Source organism: Pseudomonas sp. LBUM1661, from assembly GCF_059695925.1.
Window position 1 is genome coordinate 5,617,619 of sequence record NZ_CP166794.1, and the last position, 18,059, is coordinate 5,635,677.

An 18,059-nucleotide genomic window follows, 5' to 3' on the forward strand; every position below is an offset into this window, starting at 1 on the left:
AGAACCATCAGCGCACTGGTGGTGCGTATTGAATGCCGCCGTTGTTCCACAGAGCGTTCAGCCCGCGGTCAATGGCCAGTGGAGTGCTCTTGCCGAGGTTTTTCTCGAACACTTCACCGTAGTTACCCACTTGCTTGACGATCTGCACGACCCAGTCTTTCTTCACTTTCAGGTCTTTGCCGTATTCACCGTCAGCGCCCAGCAGACGAGCAACATCCGGGTTCTTGGTGGATTTGGCTTCAGCTTCAACGTTTTTCTGGGAGATACCCATTTCTTCAGCGTTGAGCATGGCGAACAGGGTCCACTTGACGATGCTGAACCACTCTTCGTCGCCTTTACGCACGACAGGGCCCAATGGCTCCTTGGAGATGGTTTCCGGCAGAACGACGTAGTCGGTCGGGGTCGCCAGCTTGCTGCGTTGTGCATAGAGCTGGGATTTGTCGGAGGTCAGCACGTCGCAACGACCGGATTCCAGCGACTTGGCGCTTTCATCGGAGGTGTCGAAAGTGATTGGGGTGTATTTAAGACCGTTGCCGCGGAAGTAGTCGGAAACGTTCAGCTCGGTGGTGGTACCGGCTTGAATGCAGATGGTGGCGCCGTCGAGCTCTTTAGCGCTTTTTACGCCCAGCTTGTTGTTCACCAGGAAGCCGATGCCGTCGTAGTAAGTCACGCCGGCAAACACCAGGCCCATGCCCGAATCGCGGGAGCTGGTCCAGGTGGTGTTACGCGACAGCACGTCGATTTCGCCGGACTGCAGCGCGGTGAAGCGCTCTTTGGCGTTCAACTGGCTGAACTTGACCTTGGTCGCATCGCCGAAAACGGCAGCGGCCACAGCGCGACAGACGTCAGCATCGATACCGATGATCTTGCCGGTAGAGTCCGGAACCGAGAAGCCCGGCAAACCGTCACTTACGCCGCACTGTACGAAACCTTTCTTCTGCACTGCATCCAGGGTTGCACCCGCCTGAGCGAACCCACTGACACCGAGTACTGCGGCTGCAGTCACGATAGCCAGGGTGGATTTCAACATCTTCATTCAAACCTCCAGTTTTGCTCTTGTTGTGTCGGAGCTTGAGTCCTGTCGCACCCTTATGAGGCGTAGTCGACCCGTGTTGGCTTTTTTTAGGGTCAACCGACGTTAGGACCTGCGCTATGAGTCTAGTAGGAGAAAATCCACATCATGGACAACTCACTTCTCACCAATCGGCCGAACGGGCTGTAGCCCTTTCACGTTCGCGAAGCCCGTAGCGGCCACTGGCGAACATCCATCACCGGATTCTTTGCTATCCCGCCACCAGCAGTACACTGATAGTGTTACCGCAAGGCGTGAGATGGGTTGCACCGTTTCCCCATAGCAAAGCCCGTACCAGACCGCTCGCTTAAGCGATTAAGCGACAGGTCAATAGCAAAACTTGTAGCCTTGCGACATCTTCTTAACTGATCAACCAGGCGCGCACTCAGATCTCGCACTTAATGAGAGCGCACGCACAAAATTGGAGCAACCATGACCGAGCCCTTGATTCTTCAACCCGTCAAGCCCGCAGACGCCTGCGTTATCTGGCTGCACGGCCTGGGCGCCGACCGCTACGACTTCCTGCCGGTGGCCGAAGCGCTGCAGGAAACCCTGCTGACCACCCGCTTCGTTCTGCCTCAGGCACCGACCTGCGCCGTGACCATTAATGGTGGTTACGAGATGCCGAGCTGGTACGACATATTGGCCATGAGCCCCGCGCGCGCGATCAACCGCGAACAGCTGGAAGAATCATCGCAGAGGATCGTCAATTTGATCGAAGTGGAGCGCGCCATCGGAATAGACGCCTCGCGGATATTTTTGGCAGGTTTTTCCCAAGGCGGCGCGGTGGCGTTACACACCGCGTTTCTGAAATGGCAGGGAGCGCTGGGTGGCGTACTTGCCCTCTCGACCTATGCCCCGACTTTCAGCAATGAACTGGAGCTTTCCGCCAGCCAGCAGCGCATTCCCGTGCTGTCTTTGCACGGCCAGTACGATGACGTCGTGCAAAACTCCATGGGCCGAGCCGCCTACGAGCATTTAAAGCAGCGTGGTGTCACCGTGACATGGCAGGAATACCCAATGGGCCACGAAGTGTTACCCGAGGAAATTCGCGACATCGGCGTCTGGCTCACCGAACGCCTGCGATAGCCTTTTGCGTTAAAAAGCGCCCATTGATCATCCCACTACGCCGCGCCCGATTCTTGCATTACACTGGCCGGCGTATATTCCTTAATCAATTGATGAGATGACCGTGCTCAAAGCACTCAAGAAAATGTTCGGTAAAAGCGAGACTGAGCAGCTCGCGCCAGTCTCCAGCGTTCCGTCTCACATCCCCAGCCACCGCACCGACGGTCATCAGCCTGGCCGGTCCGCCCCCGCAGCGGCACCGAAGCACGAGCCCGTGACCACTCCGGTCGCCCAACCTGTCGAGATTTTCGCCGCAGAACCACCGCGCAGCGAAACGCCGAAACCTGCAAAACCGCGTCGCGAACCGAAGCCAAAAGCGCCGGTCATTCCCTGGAAACTCGAAGACTTCGCCGTCGAACCCCAGGAAGGCAAAACCCGTTTCCACGATTTCAAACTCGCCCCCGAACTGATGCACGCCATCCAGGACCTGGGCTTCCCGTATTGCACGCCGATCCAGGCGCAAGTGCTGGGCTTTACCCTCGCGGGCAAAGACGCCATCGGTCGCGCCCAGACCGGCACCGGCAAAACCGCTGCGTTCCTGATCTCGATCATCACCCAACTGCTGGAAACCCCGCCGCCCAAAGAACGCTACATGGGCGAGCCGCGGGCGCTGATCATCGCGCCGACCCGTGAACTGGTGGTGCAGATTGCCAAGGACGCGGCCGACCTGACCAAGTACACCGGCCTCAACGTCATGACGTTCGTGGGCGGCATGGACTTCGACAAGCAACTCAAAAACCTCGAAGCCCGTCACTGCGACATCCTCGTGGCCACACCGGGCCGCCTGCTGGACTTCAACCAGCGCGGCGACGTGCACCTGGACATGGTCGAAGTCATGGTACTGGACGAAGCCGACCGGATGCTCGACATGGGTTTCATCCCACAAGTGCGTCAGATCATTCGCCAGACGCCGCCGAAGAACGAGCGTCAGACGCTGCTATTTTCCGCGACCTTCACCGAAGACGTGATGAACCTCGCCAAGCAATGGACCACCGACCCGTCGATCGTCGAGATCGAGTCGCAGAACGTGGCCAGCGAAAACGTCGAGCAACACATCTACGCCGTGGCCGGGGCCGACAAATACAAACTGCTCTACAACCTGGTCAACGACAACGGTTGGGAGCGGGTGATGGTCTTCGCCAACCGCAAGGATGAAGTACGGCGCATCGAAGAACGCCTGGTGCGCGATGGCGTCAACGCCGCGCAACTGTCCGGCGACGTGCCGCAGCACAAGCGCATCAAGACCCTGGAAGGTTTCCGCGAAGGCAAGATCCGCGTGCTGGTCGCCACCGATGTGGCGGGGCGCGGTATTCACATTGACGGTATCAGCCATGTGATCAACTTCACCTTGCCCGAAGTCCCGGACGACTACGTGCACCGGATCGGTCGTACCGGTCGTGCCGGCGCCGATGGTGTGTCCATCAGCTTTGCCGGTGAAGACGACTCCTACCAGCTACCGTCTATCGAGGCGCTGCTGGGTCGCAAGATCAGCTGTGAAACGCCACCGACGCATCTACTGCGGGCGGTTGAGCGCAAGCGTCCATAACGCAAGCGCATTGATCAAGAGGCGCAGCCGGAAACGGACTGCGCTTTTTTTTCGTCTGGACTTTGCTCAACACAACTAAAAGTCCATAATAGACAAATTAGTTTACTTCCAACCCCGGAGCCGACCATGTCCAGTACGCCTTACGTGATCAACCAATCCCAGGCCCGCGAGTTGCTGGCGCAGGTCGACGTGCCGCAGATCCTGCGCAAACTGTTCCGTGATCTGGCCGCCGGGCAAGCGGTGCAACCGGCGCAGCAACTGGTGGAGTTTCCACAGGGGGCCGGCGACTTCATCAACTACCTGGGCGTGCTGGGCGAAGATGGCGTTTACGGGGTCAAGACCTCGCCGTACATCGTGCGCGAGCAAGGCCCGTTGGTGACGGCCTGGACGCTGTTGATGTCGATGCAGACCGGCCAACCACTGCTGCTCTGCGATGCCGGCGAACTGACCACCGCGCGTACCGCCGCAACCACGGCAGTGGCGGTCGATGCCCTCGCTCCGGTTAACGCACGGCGCCTGGCGATCATCGGCAGCGGCAAAGTCGCTCAGGCGCACCTGCATTATGTGAAGGGGCTGCGTGGCTGGCAGAGCATCAGCCTGTACTCGCCGGGCCTGAGCGATAGCCACCCCGAGGAACTGGCCCGGCTCAGAAGCCTCGATCCGCGCCTGAGCATCGTCGACAGTCGTGAAGCAGCGGTTCAAGACGCCGACGTGATCATGCTCTGCACCTCGTCCGCAGGCCCGGTGATCGACCCGGCCACCCTGAGCAAACCGGCGCTGATCACCTCCATCAGCACCAACGCTCCGCGCGCCCACGAGGTACCGCCGCAAAGCCTCAATGACATGCAGGTGTACTGCGACTATCGTCTGACCACCCCGGGCTCGGCCGGCGAGATGCTGATAGCGGGTGAACAATATGGCTGGGATAAAAACGCGATCATCGGCGACCTGCCCGATCTGCTCAGCGAGAAGGTAAAACGCCCTGACTACGACCGTCATGTGTTCTTCCGCTCGATCGGCCTGGGCCTGGAAGACATCGCACTGGCGAATGCCATCTACCGCTTGCAGCCCTAACACCACAACCCTGTAGGAGCGAGGCTTGCCCGCGAAAGCGGTCTGTCAGTCGAAATTTATGTGTGCTGATAAGCCGCCTTCGCGGGCAAGCCTCGCTCCTACAGAGGTTCTCTACAATTTCGGCATTTGCGCCCTTTCAGGAGACGTTCATGAGCCAGGCAGATTTCATCATCATCGGCGGCGGGATTGCCGGCGCTTCCACCGGTTTCTGGTTGTCGCAGCACGCCCGGGTGATCGTGCTCGAACGCGAATCCCATCCGGCCTATCACTCCACCGGACGTTCGGCCGCGCTGTTTACCGCCGCCTATGGCACACCGCAGGTTCGGGCGCTGACCCTGGCCAGTCGGGATTTCTTCGACGCCCCGCCAGCCGGTTTCTGCGAGCACCCACTGCTGACCCCGCGCGGCGAAATGACCGTCGACTTCACCGGCGACCCGGCCGAGCTGAACAACCAATACCTCAGCGCCAAAGCCACCGTGACCGAGATGCAACTGCTCAGCGCCGATGAGGCCTGCGCACGCCTGCCGATCCTGCGCCGGGAGAAAGTCCACGGCGCGATCTACGACCCGACCGCCAGCGACATCGACACCGACGCCTTGCATCAAGGTTATCTGCGCGGTATCCGGCGCAATAAAGGTGAAGTGCACACCGACAGCGAAGTCCTGAGCCTGAGCCGTGACGCCGAAGGCCTGTGGCACGTGCAAACCAATGGCCAGACCTTCAGCGCGCCGGTGATCATCAATGCTGCCGGCGCCTGGGCCGACAAAATCGGTGAACTGGCCGGCGCCAAGCCTCTGGGCCTGCAACCCAAGCGCCGTGCCGCGTTCATCTTCGCCGGCCCGGAAGGCGTGGACATTCACCATTGGCCGATGCTGGTCAGCCTCGACGAATCGTTCTACATGAAGCCCGATGCCGGCATGTTCCTCGGCTCGCCGGCCAATGCTGACCCGGTGGAACCGCACGACGTGCAGCCCGAAGAGCTGGACATCGCCATGGGTATCTACCAGATCGAAGAAGCCACCACGCTGACCATCCGCCGTCCGACCCGAACCTGGGCTGGTTTGCGCAGCTTCGTCAGTGACGGCGATTTGCTGTCCGGGTTCGATCCGCAAGTGCCGGGGCTTTTCTGGGTCGCGGCACAAGGTGGCTACGGCATCCAGACCTCGCCCGCCATGGGCCAGGCCAGCGCCGCACTGGTCCGCGGCGAAGCCTTGCCCGAGCAACTCACGCGTTTCGGCCTCGACGCCGGGATGCTCTCCCCCGCTCGCCTGGGCTGATGTTCACCCTCAGGTGACGTGTCGACACGATTGCGGCAAACTTCCAGCGCCCTTTTTGATGGGGCGCTGATGCTGCCTGGAGCTCCACCTTATGAATGCACCTGAAAAAGACCCGGCCCTGGATAATTACCGGGCAATCGCCGACGCGATCGCCACGTTGTTCTTCCCCCACGCCGAGGTGGTGCTGCACGATCTGCGCACACAAAAGGTCGACTACATCGCCAACAACCTGTCGAAACGGGAAATCGGCGATGACTCGGCACTGGAGGACATGCTCAGCGATGACATCAGCGAACGAAACATCGGGCCGTACGAAAAGCTCAATTGGGATGGTCAGAAGATTCGCAGCCTGAGCAGCGTGCTGCGCGACAGCGACGGTCATCCGCTGGCCGTGCTGTGCATCAATCTGAATATTTCGCTGTTCGAAAATGCCAAGGCCGCGCTGGACTTGTTCCTGTCGCCGACCAAGTTGATCCCACAGCCGGATTCACTGTTTCGCGATGACTGGCAGGAGCGGATCAACACCTTCCTCCACGCCTGGCTGCGCGAGCGGCAGTTGAGCCTGGGCGTGCTGACCCGCGACCACAAACGCGAACTGGTGCTGGCGTTGCACGCCGAAGGCGCCTTCAAGGGCAAAAGCGCTTCGAACTACGTGGCCAATGTGCTGAACATGGGGCGGGCGACGGTTTACAAGCATTTGAAGGAATTGAAGGGTTAGGCCCTGAGAAATTTTTCGGCTGACAGGGCCTCATCGCGGGCAAGCCCGCTCCCACAATGATCTTCATGAAACACAAATCCCGTGTTTACTGTTGATCCCTGTGGGAGCGGGCTTGCCCGCGATGGCAATTGATCAATCGCCGTAGATATCAGACTTGAAGTACTTCTCGGAAATCTTCTGATATTCGCCATTCGCGCGAATGCCATCGATGGCCGTGTTCAACTCGGAAACCAACTCGGTATTGCCCTTGCGCACCGCAATCCCGGCGCCCTCACCGACGTATTTCGGGTCCTTCAACTCGGGCCCGACAAACGCATAGCCTTTGCCGCGCGGCATCGACAGGAAGTCATTCAACGGAATGGTATCGGCAAAAATCGCATCGAGGCGACCGGCTGCCAGGTCCATGTAGATTTCTTCGTTGTTGCCGTAGCGCTTGACGTTAATGCCTTTCGGCTCGAACACCTCGGTGGCGTAACGGTCGGTGGTGGTTGCACGCTGCACGCCGACAGTCTTGCCCTTGAGGCTGGCGTACTGGTCATCCACGACGGCGCCGTCCTTCATCACCAGGCGCGATGAGGTGAAGTAGTACTTGTGGGTGAAGTCCACCGACTTCTTGCGGTCTTCGTTGATGGTCATGGACGACAGCGCCATGTCGATTTTCTTCACTTTCAGGGAAGGAATCAGACCGTCGAATTCGCCTTCGACCCACACACACTTGACCTTCATCTGCGCGCACAGGGCATTGCCGATGTCGTAGTCGAAACCGACGATTTCGCCTTTGTCGGTTTTGGAAGCGAACGGTGGGTAAGCGGCTTCAATGCCAATACGCAGGGTCTTATCAGCGGCGAACAAAGTGCTGCACGCCAACAGGCTCAGGGCCAGACCGGTGATGAGGGGGAATTTCTTCATGTTCGTTCTCTCGCGGGTTGTTGTTGGTTTGGCAAGACAGAAGAAAGAGCAGAAACGGGGGGAACGCCTTTTTTGTACTTATAATTCCATACTGGACTTATTCGTACAAATCGTCAATTGGGCAAATGCATACTGCGCTGGCCGATGATCGGGTAGTGAGTCAGTAAAATTTTGGTGGTGCGCAAGACGCCATCGCTGGCAGGCCAGCTCCAACAATTTGTCCGTGTAGGCTGATTCAATGTGGGAGCGAGCCTGCTCGCGATGGCTTACTGGAGAGCACTGCAGGAATTACTGCTTCCAGCGATCCGCCGCCGCATGATCGCTGTCACGCCCTTCAACCCAACGCGCGCCATCGCTGGTGTTTTCTTTCTTCCAGAACGGCGCACGGGTTTTCAGGTAGTCCATGACAAACGCGCAGGCGTCGAACGCGGCCTGGCGGTGGGCGCTGGCGGCGCCGACGAAGACAATCGCCTCGCCCGGTTCCAGGGCACCGATGCGGTGCAGCACTTCGAGCTTGAGCAACGGCCAGCGCTGCTCGGCCTCGACGGCGATTTTACCGAGGGCTTTTTCGGTCATGCCCGGGTAGTGCTCAAGGAACATCCCGGCGACGTCGAGCCCGTCATTGAAGTCGCGCACGTAACCGACAAAACTCACCACCGCCCCGACGCCGACATTGGCAGCGTGCATGGCGTTGACTTCAGCACCCGGATCGAACGCCGTGGCTTGCACGCGAATAGCCATGGCTCAGCCTCCGGTCACGGTCGGGAAAAACGCCACTTCATCGCCGTCGCTCACCGGCTCGTCAAGTTGGCACAGGTCTTCGTTGCGGGCGCACATCAGGTTTTGCTCGCTCAGCACCTCCGCACCGTCACGCAGGGCCAGCAGCGCACGCACATCGTCGACGGTGGCGAAGTCGCCTTCAACCTTCACCGAATCCACGCCCAGCGCTTCACGGTAACGGGCAAAAAACTTCACGGTAACGTTCATGGCTGATCCGCCTGGAAATGGCCGCTCTTGCCGCCGAGTTTTTCCAGCAGCCGGACACTTTCGATGGTCATGCCACGGTCCACGGCCTTGCACATGTCGTAGATGGTCAGCGCCGCGACGCTGGCCGCGGTCAGGGCTTCCATCTCGACGCCGGTCTGCCCGGACAACTTGCAGCGCGCGATGATACGCACGGTGTCGTCGCCTTCGGCACTGAGCTCGACCTTGACGCCGGTGAGCATCAGCGGATGGCACAGAGGGATCAGATCACTGGTTTTCTTCGCCGCCTGAATGCCGGCGATACGCGCCACGGCGAACACATCACCCTTGGGGTGACCGCCGCTGACAATCATCTGCAGGGTTTCGGGCAGCATGCGCACCAGCGCTTGGGCCGTCGCTTCACGGAACGTCACGGCTTTTTCGGTGACGTCGACCATATTGGCGCGACCTTGGGAATCGAGATGAGTCAGCACGGAATTACTCCTGATCAGGAGCCCCGATTGTAAACCTGTGGGTCAAATTTCCGCACGTTTGATTATCAGGGTCACCACATTCGGATTGTGTCGGGCATAAAAAAACCGGGTGACCCGAAGACCGCCCGGTTCAGATAGATGGTTACAGATGCGATTCGGCGTATTCGGCCAGAATCGAACGCGGTACCCCTTGCAGGGTGATGTGCACACCGTTGGGGAAGTCTTTGAAACGTTCTGTCAGGTACGTCAGCCCGGAACTGGTCGCGGACAGGTAAGGGGTGTCGATCTGTGCCAGGTTGCCCAGGCACACCACTTTGGAACCAGCGCCCGCACGGGTGATGATGGTTTTCATCTGGTGCGGCGTGAGGTTCTGGCATTCATCGATCAAAATCAGACTCTGCTGGAAGCTGCGACCCCGAATGTAGTTGAGGGATTTGAACTGCAACGGCACTTTGCTGAGGATGTAATCGACGCTGCCATGGGTGTTTTCGTCATCCATGTGCAAGGCTTCGAGGTTGTCGGTGATGGCGCCCAGCCAAGGCTCCATTTTTTCCGCTTCGGTGCCGGGCAGGAAACCGATCTCCTGGTCCAGGCCCTGCACGCTGCGCGTGGCGATGATTCGACGGTAGCGCTTGCTGACCATGGTCTGCTCGATAGCCGCCGCCAGGGCCAGGATGGTTTTACCCGAGCCAGCGGCGCCGGTCAGGTTGACCAGGTGGATGTCTGGATCAAGCAAGGCGTACAGCGCCAGGCTCTGGTAGATGTCACGCGGTTTCAGGCCCCAGGCTTCCTGGTGCAACAGGGGTTCCTGATGCAGGTCGAGAATCAGCAGCCGGTCTTCCTCGATCTCCTTGATCCAGCCGACAAAACCCTGTTCGTCGATGATGAACTCATTGATATGCACAGCCGGCAGGTTATCGATCAGCTGCACCTGATGCCAGGTGCGACCGTGGTCCTGACGGGTTTCGACATTCTTCACGCGATCCCAGAACGAGCCGTCCATGTTGTGATAACCATTGGGCAGCAGCGAGACGTCGTCAACCAGTTGGTCGGTGCTGTAGTCCTCGGCCGCGATCCCGCACGCCCGGGCCTTGAGGCGCATGTTGATGTCTTTGGTGACCAGCACCACGGGCAGCTTGGGCTCGCGCGCATGCAGGTCGATCAACTGGTTGATGATGATGTTGTCGTTCAGGTGCTCGGGCAGAATGATGTTCGGTTCGGCACGTTTGCTCATCAGAATTGACAGCAAACCCTTGGGCCCACTTTTGCCGCGCTGGATCGGCACGCCAAGCTCAACGTCTTCAGGGCTGGCGTCGCCCAGGGTCTTGTCGATCAGGCGAATCGCCTGCCGGCATTCAGCCGCAACGCTGTGATGCCCGCTCTTGAGCTTGTCCAGCTCTTCAAGCACGGTCATCGGGATTGCGACGTGGTGTTCTTCGAAGTTAAGCAGGGCGTTTGGATCGTGAATCAATACGTTGGTATCGAGTACATAAAGGATTGGCTGGTTGGAGGAAGAACTACGTCCGTGATCATCCATACTCGGTCACCTTTGTGGGAGCCAGTCGACGCAATACCGTGACAGTGCTGCGCCTCGAAGTGGCCGCCGAATTTCACCCCGCACTACCGACAAAGAGTGGACGCAAGTGAACTGCATCAAGCTGGGTCTTGGGAGACGCCACCTGTGTTGCAGGTTTCGGCGGTCTGTCTTCGTAATACTCCAAAACCCATGACAGAAAAAAGTACTTTGACGTTTTTTTGAAGTTTATTTTTCAGAGTGACCAATAGCACTAGGCGGATTGCCATCACCCCGTTAAAGTCGGAAGTCCGCCTGCATCGAATTCTCTCTCAAAATCGCCCTTCGCCCAATGTTTACGGGCTTTTGTCGTTTTCAGCGAAACGCGTCCTGACAGTCTTCCCAGCCGATCCCGCTTGGCGCCGTTTGCGCGACGAGCCAGGGCAACGCCGTCTTCACTGCATCCTGTTTTACGTTGAAATTGATCACCCCGTGTCGCCACAGCAGCATCAGGGTCAACACCCTCTGCGCGCTCTGATTGCCCTTGAGTTTGCCGGCGCCGTCCTGGGCATCGATGTCCCACAACGCCACTTGCAAGCCCTGGGATCTGAAGAACGCTTCAGCGTCCGACCGGCGCTGACCGTCCGGTGGACGAAACAGCGGCACGTAGTTCTCCGGCAGTTTGTTTTTCACCAGATCGACGCTGCGCCGTACCGAGTCCTGCCAATCCTGCCAGTGGCTGTGGGAGCGGAACTCCCAACCTTGCACGCCGATGCACTGCTGTGAGTAAGTCGCTTGCAGGCTGGCCACCGAACTGTCTGTCAGGCGGGCCTGGATGTCCTTGCCGAGCACGAAGAACGTCCCGCTCATGTTCCACTTGCGCAAGTAGTCCGACACCCAGGCGGTGTTGTCCGGCGTGGCGTTGGCGGCGCTGTCGAACGTCAGCAGAAACAGCCGGTCATGCATCTCGTCGCCGTTGCGCTCATAGTCGCCAAAACGATCGACTTCGCTGCTGGTCTGCGGAAACAGCGCAGCCTTGCGCAATAGCTCGTCCAGGTACTGGGCATGAAACAGTCGGCTCGGCTCGGCCCACTTTATGTAGTAGCTGTCATCGCTGACCTGAAACTTGGCCGCTTGCTGGCGCAGGGTGTCCATGTCCTCGACCAGAAAACAGAAAGAAGCATCCTGGTCGCAGCTCTGCTGGGCGAAGTTGTAGTTGACCAGCAAGCGCTGCCACAGGCGCTCGCGCACGCGGTTGATCGCATCCGGATTGATCGTGCGCAAGCCCAGGCGCCGGGCCAGGCCCGTCTCATCCAGGGATTCGCTGGCCAGCAGGACGCGGGCGAACATCAAGATCTCGGCCCGCGACGCGACGTCGAACAGGGTCGGGTTGCCGAGCTGTTCCGGCCATGTGCTGCGATCAAGCGTCGCCACATCGCCCGGTGCCGCCATGGCGCCAAAGCTCAACAGCCACACGATGAATAGAAATACGATACGCAATGGGATGTCTCCATAACAAAACCCGCGCGGCACTATAGCTGATCCCACCCCGAAGCCTCGCTCCTACAGGCCGGGGTGATGGCCACCGATCATCACCTATGGAGTTGATAGCTGGAGTCAGCACCGACAACCCCCTAGAATCGCCCCACGATTAAAGGAGACGACTTCATGCTGATGGTGATTTCCCCCGCCAAGACCCTCGATTACGAAACGCCTCCGGCGACCCAGCGCTTCACCCAGCCGCAATACCTCGACCATTCCCAGGAGCTGATCCTGCAACTGCGTGACCTGGCACCGGCGCAGATCAGTGAGTTGATGCACGTCTCCGACAAGATTGGCGGGCTCAACGCCGCGCGTTTCGGCAGCTGGACCCCGGCGTTCACCCCGGCCAACGCCAAACAGGCGCTGCTGGCCTTCAAGGGCGACGTTTATACCGGGCTGAATGCGCAAACCTTCAGCGAAGCCGATTTCGATTACGCCCAGCAGCACTTGCGCATGCTCTCCGGCCTGTACGGTCTGCTGCGGCCGCTGGACCTGATGATGCCGTATCGATTGGAGATGGGCACCAAACTGGCGAATGCCCGTGGCAAGGACCTGTATGCCTTCTGGGGCACGCGGATCAGCGAATGGCTGAACGAAGCCCTGGCCGACCAGGGCGATGACGTGCTGCTGAACCTGGCGTCCAACGAGTACTTCTCGGCGGTGAAACGCAACGCCCTCAACGCGCGCATCATTAACACCGAGTTCAAGGACTTGAAGAACGGCCAATACAAGATCATCAGCTTCTACGCGAAAAAAGCCCGCGGAATGATGAGTCGTTTTGTCATTGAAGAGCGCGTCAACGACCCGGCAGCGCTAAAACAGTTCGATGCACAAGGCTATCGCTTCAGCGCCGAGCAGTCCAAACCCGACACGCTGGTTTTCCTGCGCGATCACGCGCCAGAGTAAGCAAACAAACCGGCGCACGACCTTCCTGATTCGTCGTGCGCCATCCCCTGATCGTCCAACAATTTCCCGCCCGATTCGCCATATTCCTGGCGTCAAAATACAAGCACTCGATTTTCTAACTTTAGTTTCACTCGACTTTGATGATTTTTTTCAGTAGTGGCACTGAAATTTTTTATCGGTAGTGGCAATTAACTATTCAAACCGCTCATCACCCTATGTATCAAGGGTGAAACAGGTGTTGCTAGCAATATGAGAGCAGTGCCATCTTTCTCAATATTTCAAGAAATTTCAAGATTCGCGATGGGCGGGCCGGAACTATGTCCAAATGTGCCGCTCATACCACCGGTAACGATTCTCACCGTGCTTGTACGAGATAACTTACGCAGAGAAGAGATTCACATAGCGAAGTTGTCACATGAACTTCTGCTTAATAATCCCTGATTTGGGCAACACATGAAGGACAGGAGATACGCATCATGAATATCCCCTATACGGCCAAGGCTGCGCCCCTATAAACGTGCTCACCTGAGCACCCAACCGCTTGATTTACGGGCTTACGGCCTGGCATTGAGCGCGCAAGACCTTTGCACGAATGTCTTCTGACTAGAAGATCAGCTGCATAACAGGGCCAGCAATAACAATAAAAGCCTAGTTGCGCACACTTTGAGTGAACTTATTTAGACACTCGGAACTTTGTATGCCTGCACGCGGCACTGTGGCGCCTGTATGCCGCACTTCCGAGTGCACTATGACCGCTGAACACCATTAACTCCGGCCATGTAATGGCTTGATAATCACAGAGGTAAATGCGATGCGCATCAGCATATTTGGTTTGGGTTACGTCGGTGCAGTATGTGCCGGTTGCCTGTCTGCACGGGGCCATGACGTCGTTGGCGTCGATATCTCCAAAGACAAGATCGATATGATCAACTCCGGCAAGTCGCCGATTGTTGAACCGGGTCTGGGCGAGCTGCTGGCGAAGGGTATCGAGACGGGCAAATTGCGCGGCACGACCAACTTCGCCGAGGCGATTCGCGACACCGACCTGTCGATGATTTGCGTCGGTACGCCGAGCAAGAAGAACGGCGACCTGGAACTGAACTACATCGAAGCCGTGTGCCGCGAGATCGGTTTTGTCCTGCGTGACAAGACTTCCCGCCACACCATCGTGGTTCGCAGCACCGTATTGCCAGGCACCGTGGCTAACGTAGTGATCCCGATCCTCGAAGACTGCTCCGGCAAGAAAGCCGGTGTCGATTTCGGCGTTGCCGTGAACCCTGAGTTCCTGCGCGAAAGCACCGCGATCGCCGACTACGATCTGCCACCGATGACCGTCATCGGCGAGTTCGACAAGGCCTCGGGTGACGTTCTGCAAGCGCTGTACGAAGAGCTCGACGCACCGATCATCCGCAAGGACATCGCCGTTGCCGAAATGATCAAGTACACCTGCAACGTGTGGCACGCCACCAAGGTGACCTTCGCCAACGAGATCGGCAACATCGCCAAGGCCGTCGGCGTCGATGGTCGCGAAGTGATGGAAGTGGTCTGCCAGGACAAGACGCTGAACCTGTCCCAGTACTACATGCGCCCTGGTTTCGCCTTCGGCGGCTCCTGCCTGCCGAAAGACGTTCGCGCCCTGACCTTCCGCGCCGGTTCCCTGGACGTGGAAGCACCGCTGCTCAACTCGCTGATGCGCAGCAACGTATCGCAAGTGCAGAACGCGTTCGACATCGTCTCCAGCCATGACAAACGCAAAGTCGCCTTGCTGGGCCTGAGCTTCAAGGCTGGCACCGACGACCTGCGCGAAAGCCCGCTGGTGGACCTGGCAGAAATGCTGATCGGCAAGGGTTTCGACCTGAGCATCTACGACAGCAACGTTGAATACGCCCGTGTTCACGGCGCCAACCGCGATTACATCGAGTCGAAGATCCCGCACGTTTCGTCCCTGCTCAACTCGGACTTCGACGACGTGATCAAAAACTCCGACGTGATCATCCTCGGCAACCGTGACGAGAAATTCCGCGCCCTGGCGGAACAGGCTCCACACGGCAAGCAAGTGATCGACCTGGTCGGCTTCATGTCCCAAGCCACCAGCGTCAGCGATCGCACCGAAGGCATCTGCTGGTAAAGCAGCCGCAAGCTTCAAGCTCCAAGCCGCAAGTTCAAAGCTCCTTAATTGGAGCTTGAAGCTTGGGGCTTGCAACTGACTTTAGGATTCCGATTATGCACAGGCTAAAGCACGGCCTACTTCAGGCCGCCGGTTGGCTGTTTTACCTAAGTATTTTGATGGGCATCGCCATGGCGTTGCCTGCGTCCACGTTCGACTCCGAGTCGAAGGACTTCATTTTCCTGATTGGTTTCATCGGAATCTGGCGCTACTCGATGGGTGCCACGCACTTTCTGCGCGGCATGCTGTTCCTGTACGTGGTCTACCCGCACCTGCGGCGCAAAGTGCGCAAGCTGGGCAAATCGGCAGACCCCTCGCATGTGTTCCTGATGGTCACCAGTTTTCGGATCGACGCCCTGACCACCGCTCAGGTCTATGCCTCGGTAATTCGCGAAGCGATCGACTGCGGCCTGCCGACCACCATGGTCTGCTCCATCGTGGAAATGTCCGATGAGAAGCTGGTGAAAAGCCTGTGGTCGCGGATGAATCCACCGGCTCGCGTCAAGCTCGACTTCGTGCGCATTCCCGGCACCGGCAAGCGTGACGGCCTGGCCTACGGTTTCCGCGCCATCTCCCGCCACTTGCCGGACGACCGTGCCGTGGTTGCAGTGATCGATGGCGACACCGTACTGGCCCCGGGCGTCGTGCTCAAGACCGTGCCGTGGTTCCAGCTGTTCGGCAATGTCGGCGGCCTGACCACCAACGAATTCTGCGAAGTGCGCGGCGGCTACGTCATGGCCGAATGGCACAAACTGCGCTTCGCCCAGCGTCACATCAACATGTGCTCCATGGCCCTGTCCAAGCGCGTACTGACCATGACCGGCCGGATGTCGGTATTCCGCGCCACCGTGGTCACCAACCCGGACTTCATCGCCGACGTGGAAAGCGACTCGCTGCAACACTGGCGCCTGGGCCGCTTCAAGTTCCTGACCGGTGACGACAAGTCGAGCTGGTTCAGCCTGATGCGCCTGGGCTACGACACGTTCTACGTGCCGGACGCCGCGATCCACACCGTGGAACACCCGCCGGAAAAAAGCTTCATCAAGGCCAGTCGCAAACTGATGTTCCGCTGGTACGGCAACAACCTGCGCCAGAACGCCCGCGCCCTGGGCCTTGGGGTTAAACGCCTCGGCCTGTTCACCTCGGTGGTGCTGTTCGATCAGCGCGTGTCGATGTGGACCTCGCTGCTGGGCTTGACCGTCGCGCTGATCGCCAGCTTCAAGTACGGCACCGCGTTCATCCTGGTGTACCTGCTGTGGATCGGCATTACCCGCCTGATCCTGACCGTGCTGCTGTCGTTGTCCGGACACCGGATCGGCCCGGCCTACCCGGCGATTCTCTATTACAACCAGATCGTCGGCGCGATGGTGAAGATCTACGTGTTCTTCCGCCTCGACCGACAGTCCTGGAGTCGCCAGCCCACTTCCCTGACCCGTGATCTCGCCAGCTTTCAAGGTTGGTTCAACACTTGGTCGTCTCGGACCATGACCTTCTCCGCCGGCAGCATTTTTGTTGCCGTGCTGCTGATGATGGTCTGACCGAACTCGCCTGAATTAACTAGGAAATCGCCCATATGAATACCGCCGTCAACGCCAACGTAGTGCATGAGTCAGAAGCCCAGCGCCAACACGCCCGAGTGAAAATTCCGGCCAAGCTGCGTTTCTTCGGTCCTGACCGGACCCCGGTTGAAGCTCGAGTCCTCGACCTCTCCGCTGGCGGCCTGGCCTTCAACGCCGGTCAGCTGCCACTGAAAACCGGTGACGTGTACAAGGCTCGCCTGCAGTTCGTCATCGATAACCTCGGCCTGGCCATGGACGTGGAGTTGCAAGTGCGCTCCTTCGATCGCCAGACCGGTCGTGTCGGTTGCCAGTTCCAGAACCTGGAACCACAAGACATCTCGACCCTGCGCCACCTGATCACTTCGCACCTGGCCGGCGACATCGTCAGCATGGGTGAAGTGCTGGCCACCCTGCAGCGCGATAACTTCACCAAAGCGCGCAAGATGAAGGACGGCGGCCACGGCATGACCGCGATCGGTCGTCTGCGCGCCGTGACGTTCAGCCTGGCGATTTTCATCGTCGGCCTGGCGGCGTTCGGTTTCATCTTCAAGTCGGTGTACGGCATGTACTTCGTCAGCCACGCCCAGGCCGGTCTGGTCAGCGTTGCCGGCATGAACATCACCATGCCGCGCGACGGCACCGTGCAAAGCCTGATCAAAGCCGATGGCGTTGCCGCCAAAGGCGCACCGCTGGCGACCTTCAGCACCAGCATGCTCGATGTGCTCAAGGGCCACCTTGACGACAATCAACTGCAACCGGCCAAGGTTGAAGAGCTGTTCGGCAAGCAAATGACCGGCACCCTGACGTCGCCGTGCGATTGCACCGTGGCCCAGCAACTGGTCGCCGACGGTCAGTACGCCAGCAAAGGCGACGTGATCTTCCAACTGGTGCCGCGTAACACCGAAGCCAATGTCGAAGCGCGCTTCTCCTATCGCCAGTTCGGCGACGTACTGCCAGGCGCCACGGTCAGCTTCCAGATCGCCGGCGAAGACAAGACCCGCAGCGGCACGATCGTCAGCAGCACCAGCCTGAAAAGCGCTGACCTGTCTTCCGACATCCGCGTACTGATCAAGCCTGACGAGCCACTGGACAGCAAGTACGCCGGTCGCCCGGTGGAAGTGAACAGCACCCGTGGTCCGAACATGAACTGGCTGATCGACAAAGCCATGGCCGCCGGTCTTTAAACAGAGG

General features: G+C 58.8%; 16 protein-coding genes. 9 read left to right on the forward strand and 7 right to left on the reverse strand.

Going from position 1 to position 18,059, the window contains the following annotated elements; all coding sequences use genetic code 11:
- Nucleotides 1-7: 7 nt before the first annotated feature.
- A complete protein-coding gene (locus tag ACA057_RS25795; protein ID WP_497343434.1) occupies nucleotides 8-1,036 on the reverse strand; it encodes an amino acid ABC transporter substrate-binding protein in 1,029 nt (342 codons plus the stop codon).
- Between the two features lie 468 nt (nucleotides 1,037-1,504).
- Between ACA057_RS25795 and ACA057_RS25800 the strand changes: the two genes are divergently transcribed.
- The 5 genes from ACA057_RS25800 to ACA057_RS25820 all read left to right on the forward strand — a co-directional run bounded on the left by ACA057_RS25800 (nucleotide 1,505) and on the right by ACA057_RS25820 (nucleotide 6,815).
- Nucleotides 1,505-2,161, forward strand: a complete 657-nt coding sequence (locus ACA057_RS25800) for an alpha/beta hydrolase (RefSeq protein ID WP_497343436.1) — start codon at nucleotides 1,505-1,507, stop codon at nucleotides 2,159-2,161.
- 97 nt (nucleotides 2,162-2,258) lie between these two features.
- The gene (rhlB, locus tag ACA057_RS25805; protein ID WP_497343438.1) at nucleotides 2,259-3,746 is read left to right on the forward strand and encodes an ATP-dependent RNA helicase RhlB; all 1,488 of its coding nucleotides are present in this window, start codon (nucleotides 2,259-2,261) and stop codon (nucleotides 3,744-3,746) included.
- 126 nt (nucleotides 3,747-3,872) lie between these two features.
- Nucleotides 3,873-4,820 (forward strand): ornithine cyclodeaminase family protein, encoded by a 948-nt coding sequence (locus ACA057_RS25810; RefSeq protein WP_497343440.1) that lies wholly within the window; start codon nucleotides 3,873-3,875, stop codon nucleotides 4,818-4,820.
- Between the two features lie 149 nt (nucleotides 4,821-4,969).
- A complete protein-coding gene (locus ACA057_RS25815) occupies nucleotides 4,970-6,097 on the forward strand; it encodes an NAD(P)/FAD-dependent oxidoreductase (protein ID WP_497343442.1) in 1,128 nt (375 codons plus the stop codon).
- Between the two features lie 91 nt (nucleotides 6,098-6,188).
- Nucleotides 6,189-6,815 (forward strand): helix-turn-helix transcriptional regulator, encoded by a 627-nt coding sequence (locus ACA057_RS25820; protein WP_401361713.1) that lies wholly within the window; start codon nucleotides 6,189-6,191, stop codon nucleotides 6,813-6,815.
- A 132-nt stretch (nucleotides 6,816-6,947) separates the two neighbouring features.
- Here the strand turns inward: ACA057_RS25820 and ACA057_RS25825 are convergent, their stop codons facing one another.
- From ACA057_RS25825 to ACA057_RS25850, 6 genes are all read right to left on the reverse strand, one after another.
- On the reverse strand, nucleotides 6,948-7,724 hold the full coding sequence (locus ACA057_RS25825) for an ABC transporter substrate-binding protein (RefSeq protein ID WP_497343444.1): 777 nt from the start codon (nucleotides 7,722-7,724) through the stop codon (nucleotides 6,948-6,950).
- 288 nt (nucleotides 7,725-8,012) lie between these two features.
- Entirely contained in the window at nucleotides 8,013-8,465 is a 453-nt protein-coding gene (gene moaE / locus ACA057_RS25830) for a molybdopterin synthase catalytic subunit MoaE (RefSeq protein WP_497343445.1), read from the reverse strand.
- A 3-nt stretch (nucleotides 8,466-8,468) separates the two neighbouring features.
- Nucleotides 8,469-8,711: a MoaD/ThiS family protein gene (locus ACA057_RS25835; RefSeq protein WP_458508308.1), complete on the reverse strand. Its 243-nt coding sequence runs from the start codon at nucleotides 8,709-8,711 to the stop codon at nucleotides 8,469-8,471.
- The gene (gene moaC / locus ACA057_RS25840) at nucleotides 8,708-9,181 is read right to left on the reverse strand and encodes a cyclic pyranopterin monophosphate synthase MoaC (RefSeq protein ID WP_497343447.1); all 474 of its coding nucleotides are present in this window, start codon (nucleotides 9,179-9,181) and stop codon (nucleotides 8,708-8,710) included. Before moaC ends, ACA057_RS25835 begins: the two co-directional genes overlap by 4 nt.
- Before the next feature lie 142 nt (nucleotides 9,182-9,323).
- Nucleotides 9,324-10,718, reverse strand: coding sequence for a PhoH family protein (locus tag ACA057_RS25845; RefSeq protein ID WP_109628080.1), 1,395 nt, complete (start codon nucleotides 10,716-10,718; stop codon nucleotides 9,324-9,326).
- A gap of 351 nt (nucleotides 10,719-11,069) precedes the next feature.
- Nucleotides 11,070-12,194, reverse strand: coding sequence for a polysaccharide deacetylase family protein (locus ACA057_RS25850; RefSeq protein ID WP_497343449.1), 1,125 nt, complete (start codon nucleotides 12,192-12,194; stop codon nucleotides 11,070-11,072).
- A 168-nt stretch (nucleotides 12,195-12,362) separates the two neighbouring features.
- Between ACA057_RS25850 and yaaA the strand changes: the two genes are divergently transcribed.
- The 4 genes from yaaA to ACA057_RS25870 all read left to right on the forward strand — a co-directional run bounded on the left by yaaA (nucleotide 12,363) and on the right by ACA057_RS25870 (nucleotide 18,052).
- A complete protein-coding gene (yaaA, locus tag ACA057_RS25855) occupies nucleotides 12,363-13,142 on the forward strand; it encodes a peroxide stress protein YaaA (RefSeq protein WP_497343451.1) in 780 nt (259 codons plus the stop codon).
- An 811-nt stretch (nucleotides 13,143-13,953) separates the two neighbouring features.
- A complete protein-coding gene (locus tag ACA057_RS25860; protein ID WP_401361732.1) occupies nucleotides 13,954-15,270 on the forward strand; it encodes a nucleotide sugar dehydrogenase in 1,317 nt (438 codons plus the stop codon).
- 95 nt (nucleotides 15,271-15,365) lie between these two features.
- The gene (gene alg8 / locus ACA057_RS25865; RefSeq protein WP_497343453.1) at nucleotides 15,366-16,847 is read left to right on the forward strand and encodes a mannuronan synthase; all 1,482 of its coding nucleotides are present in this window, start codon (nucleotides 15,366-15,368) and stop codon (nucleotides 16,845-16,847) included.
- A gap of 35 nt (nucleotides 16,848-16,882) precedes the next feature.
- The gene (locus tag ACA057_RS25870) at nucleotides 16,883-18,052 is read left to right on the forward strand and encodes a PilZ domain-containing protein (RefSeq protein WP_497343455.1); all 1,170 of its coding nucleotides are present in this window, start codon (nucleotides 16,883-16,885) and stop codon (nucleotides 18,050-18,052) included.
- Nucleotides 18,053-18,059 lie beyond the last annotated feature (7 nt).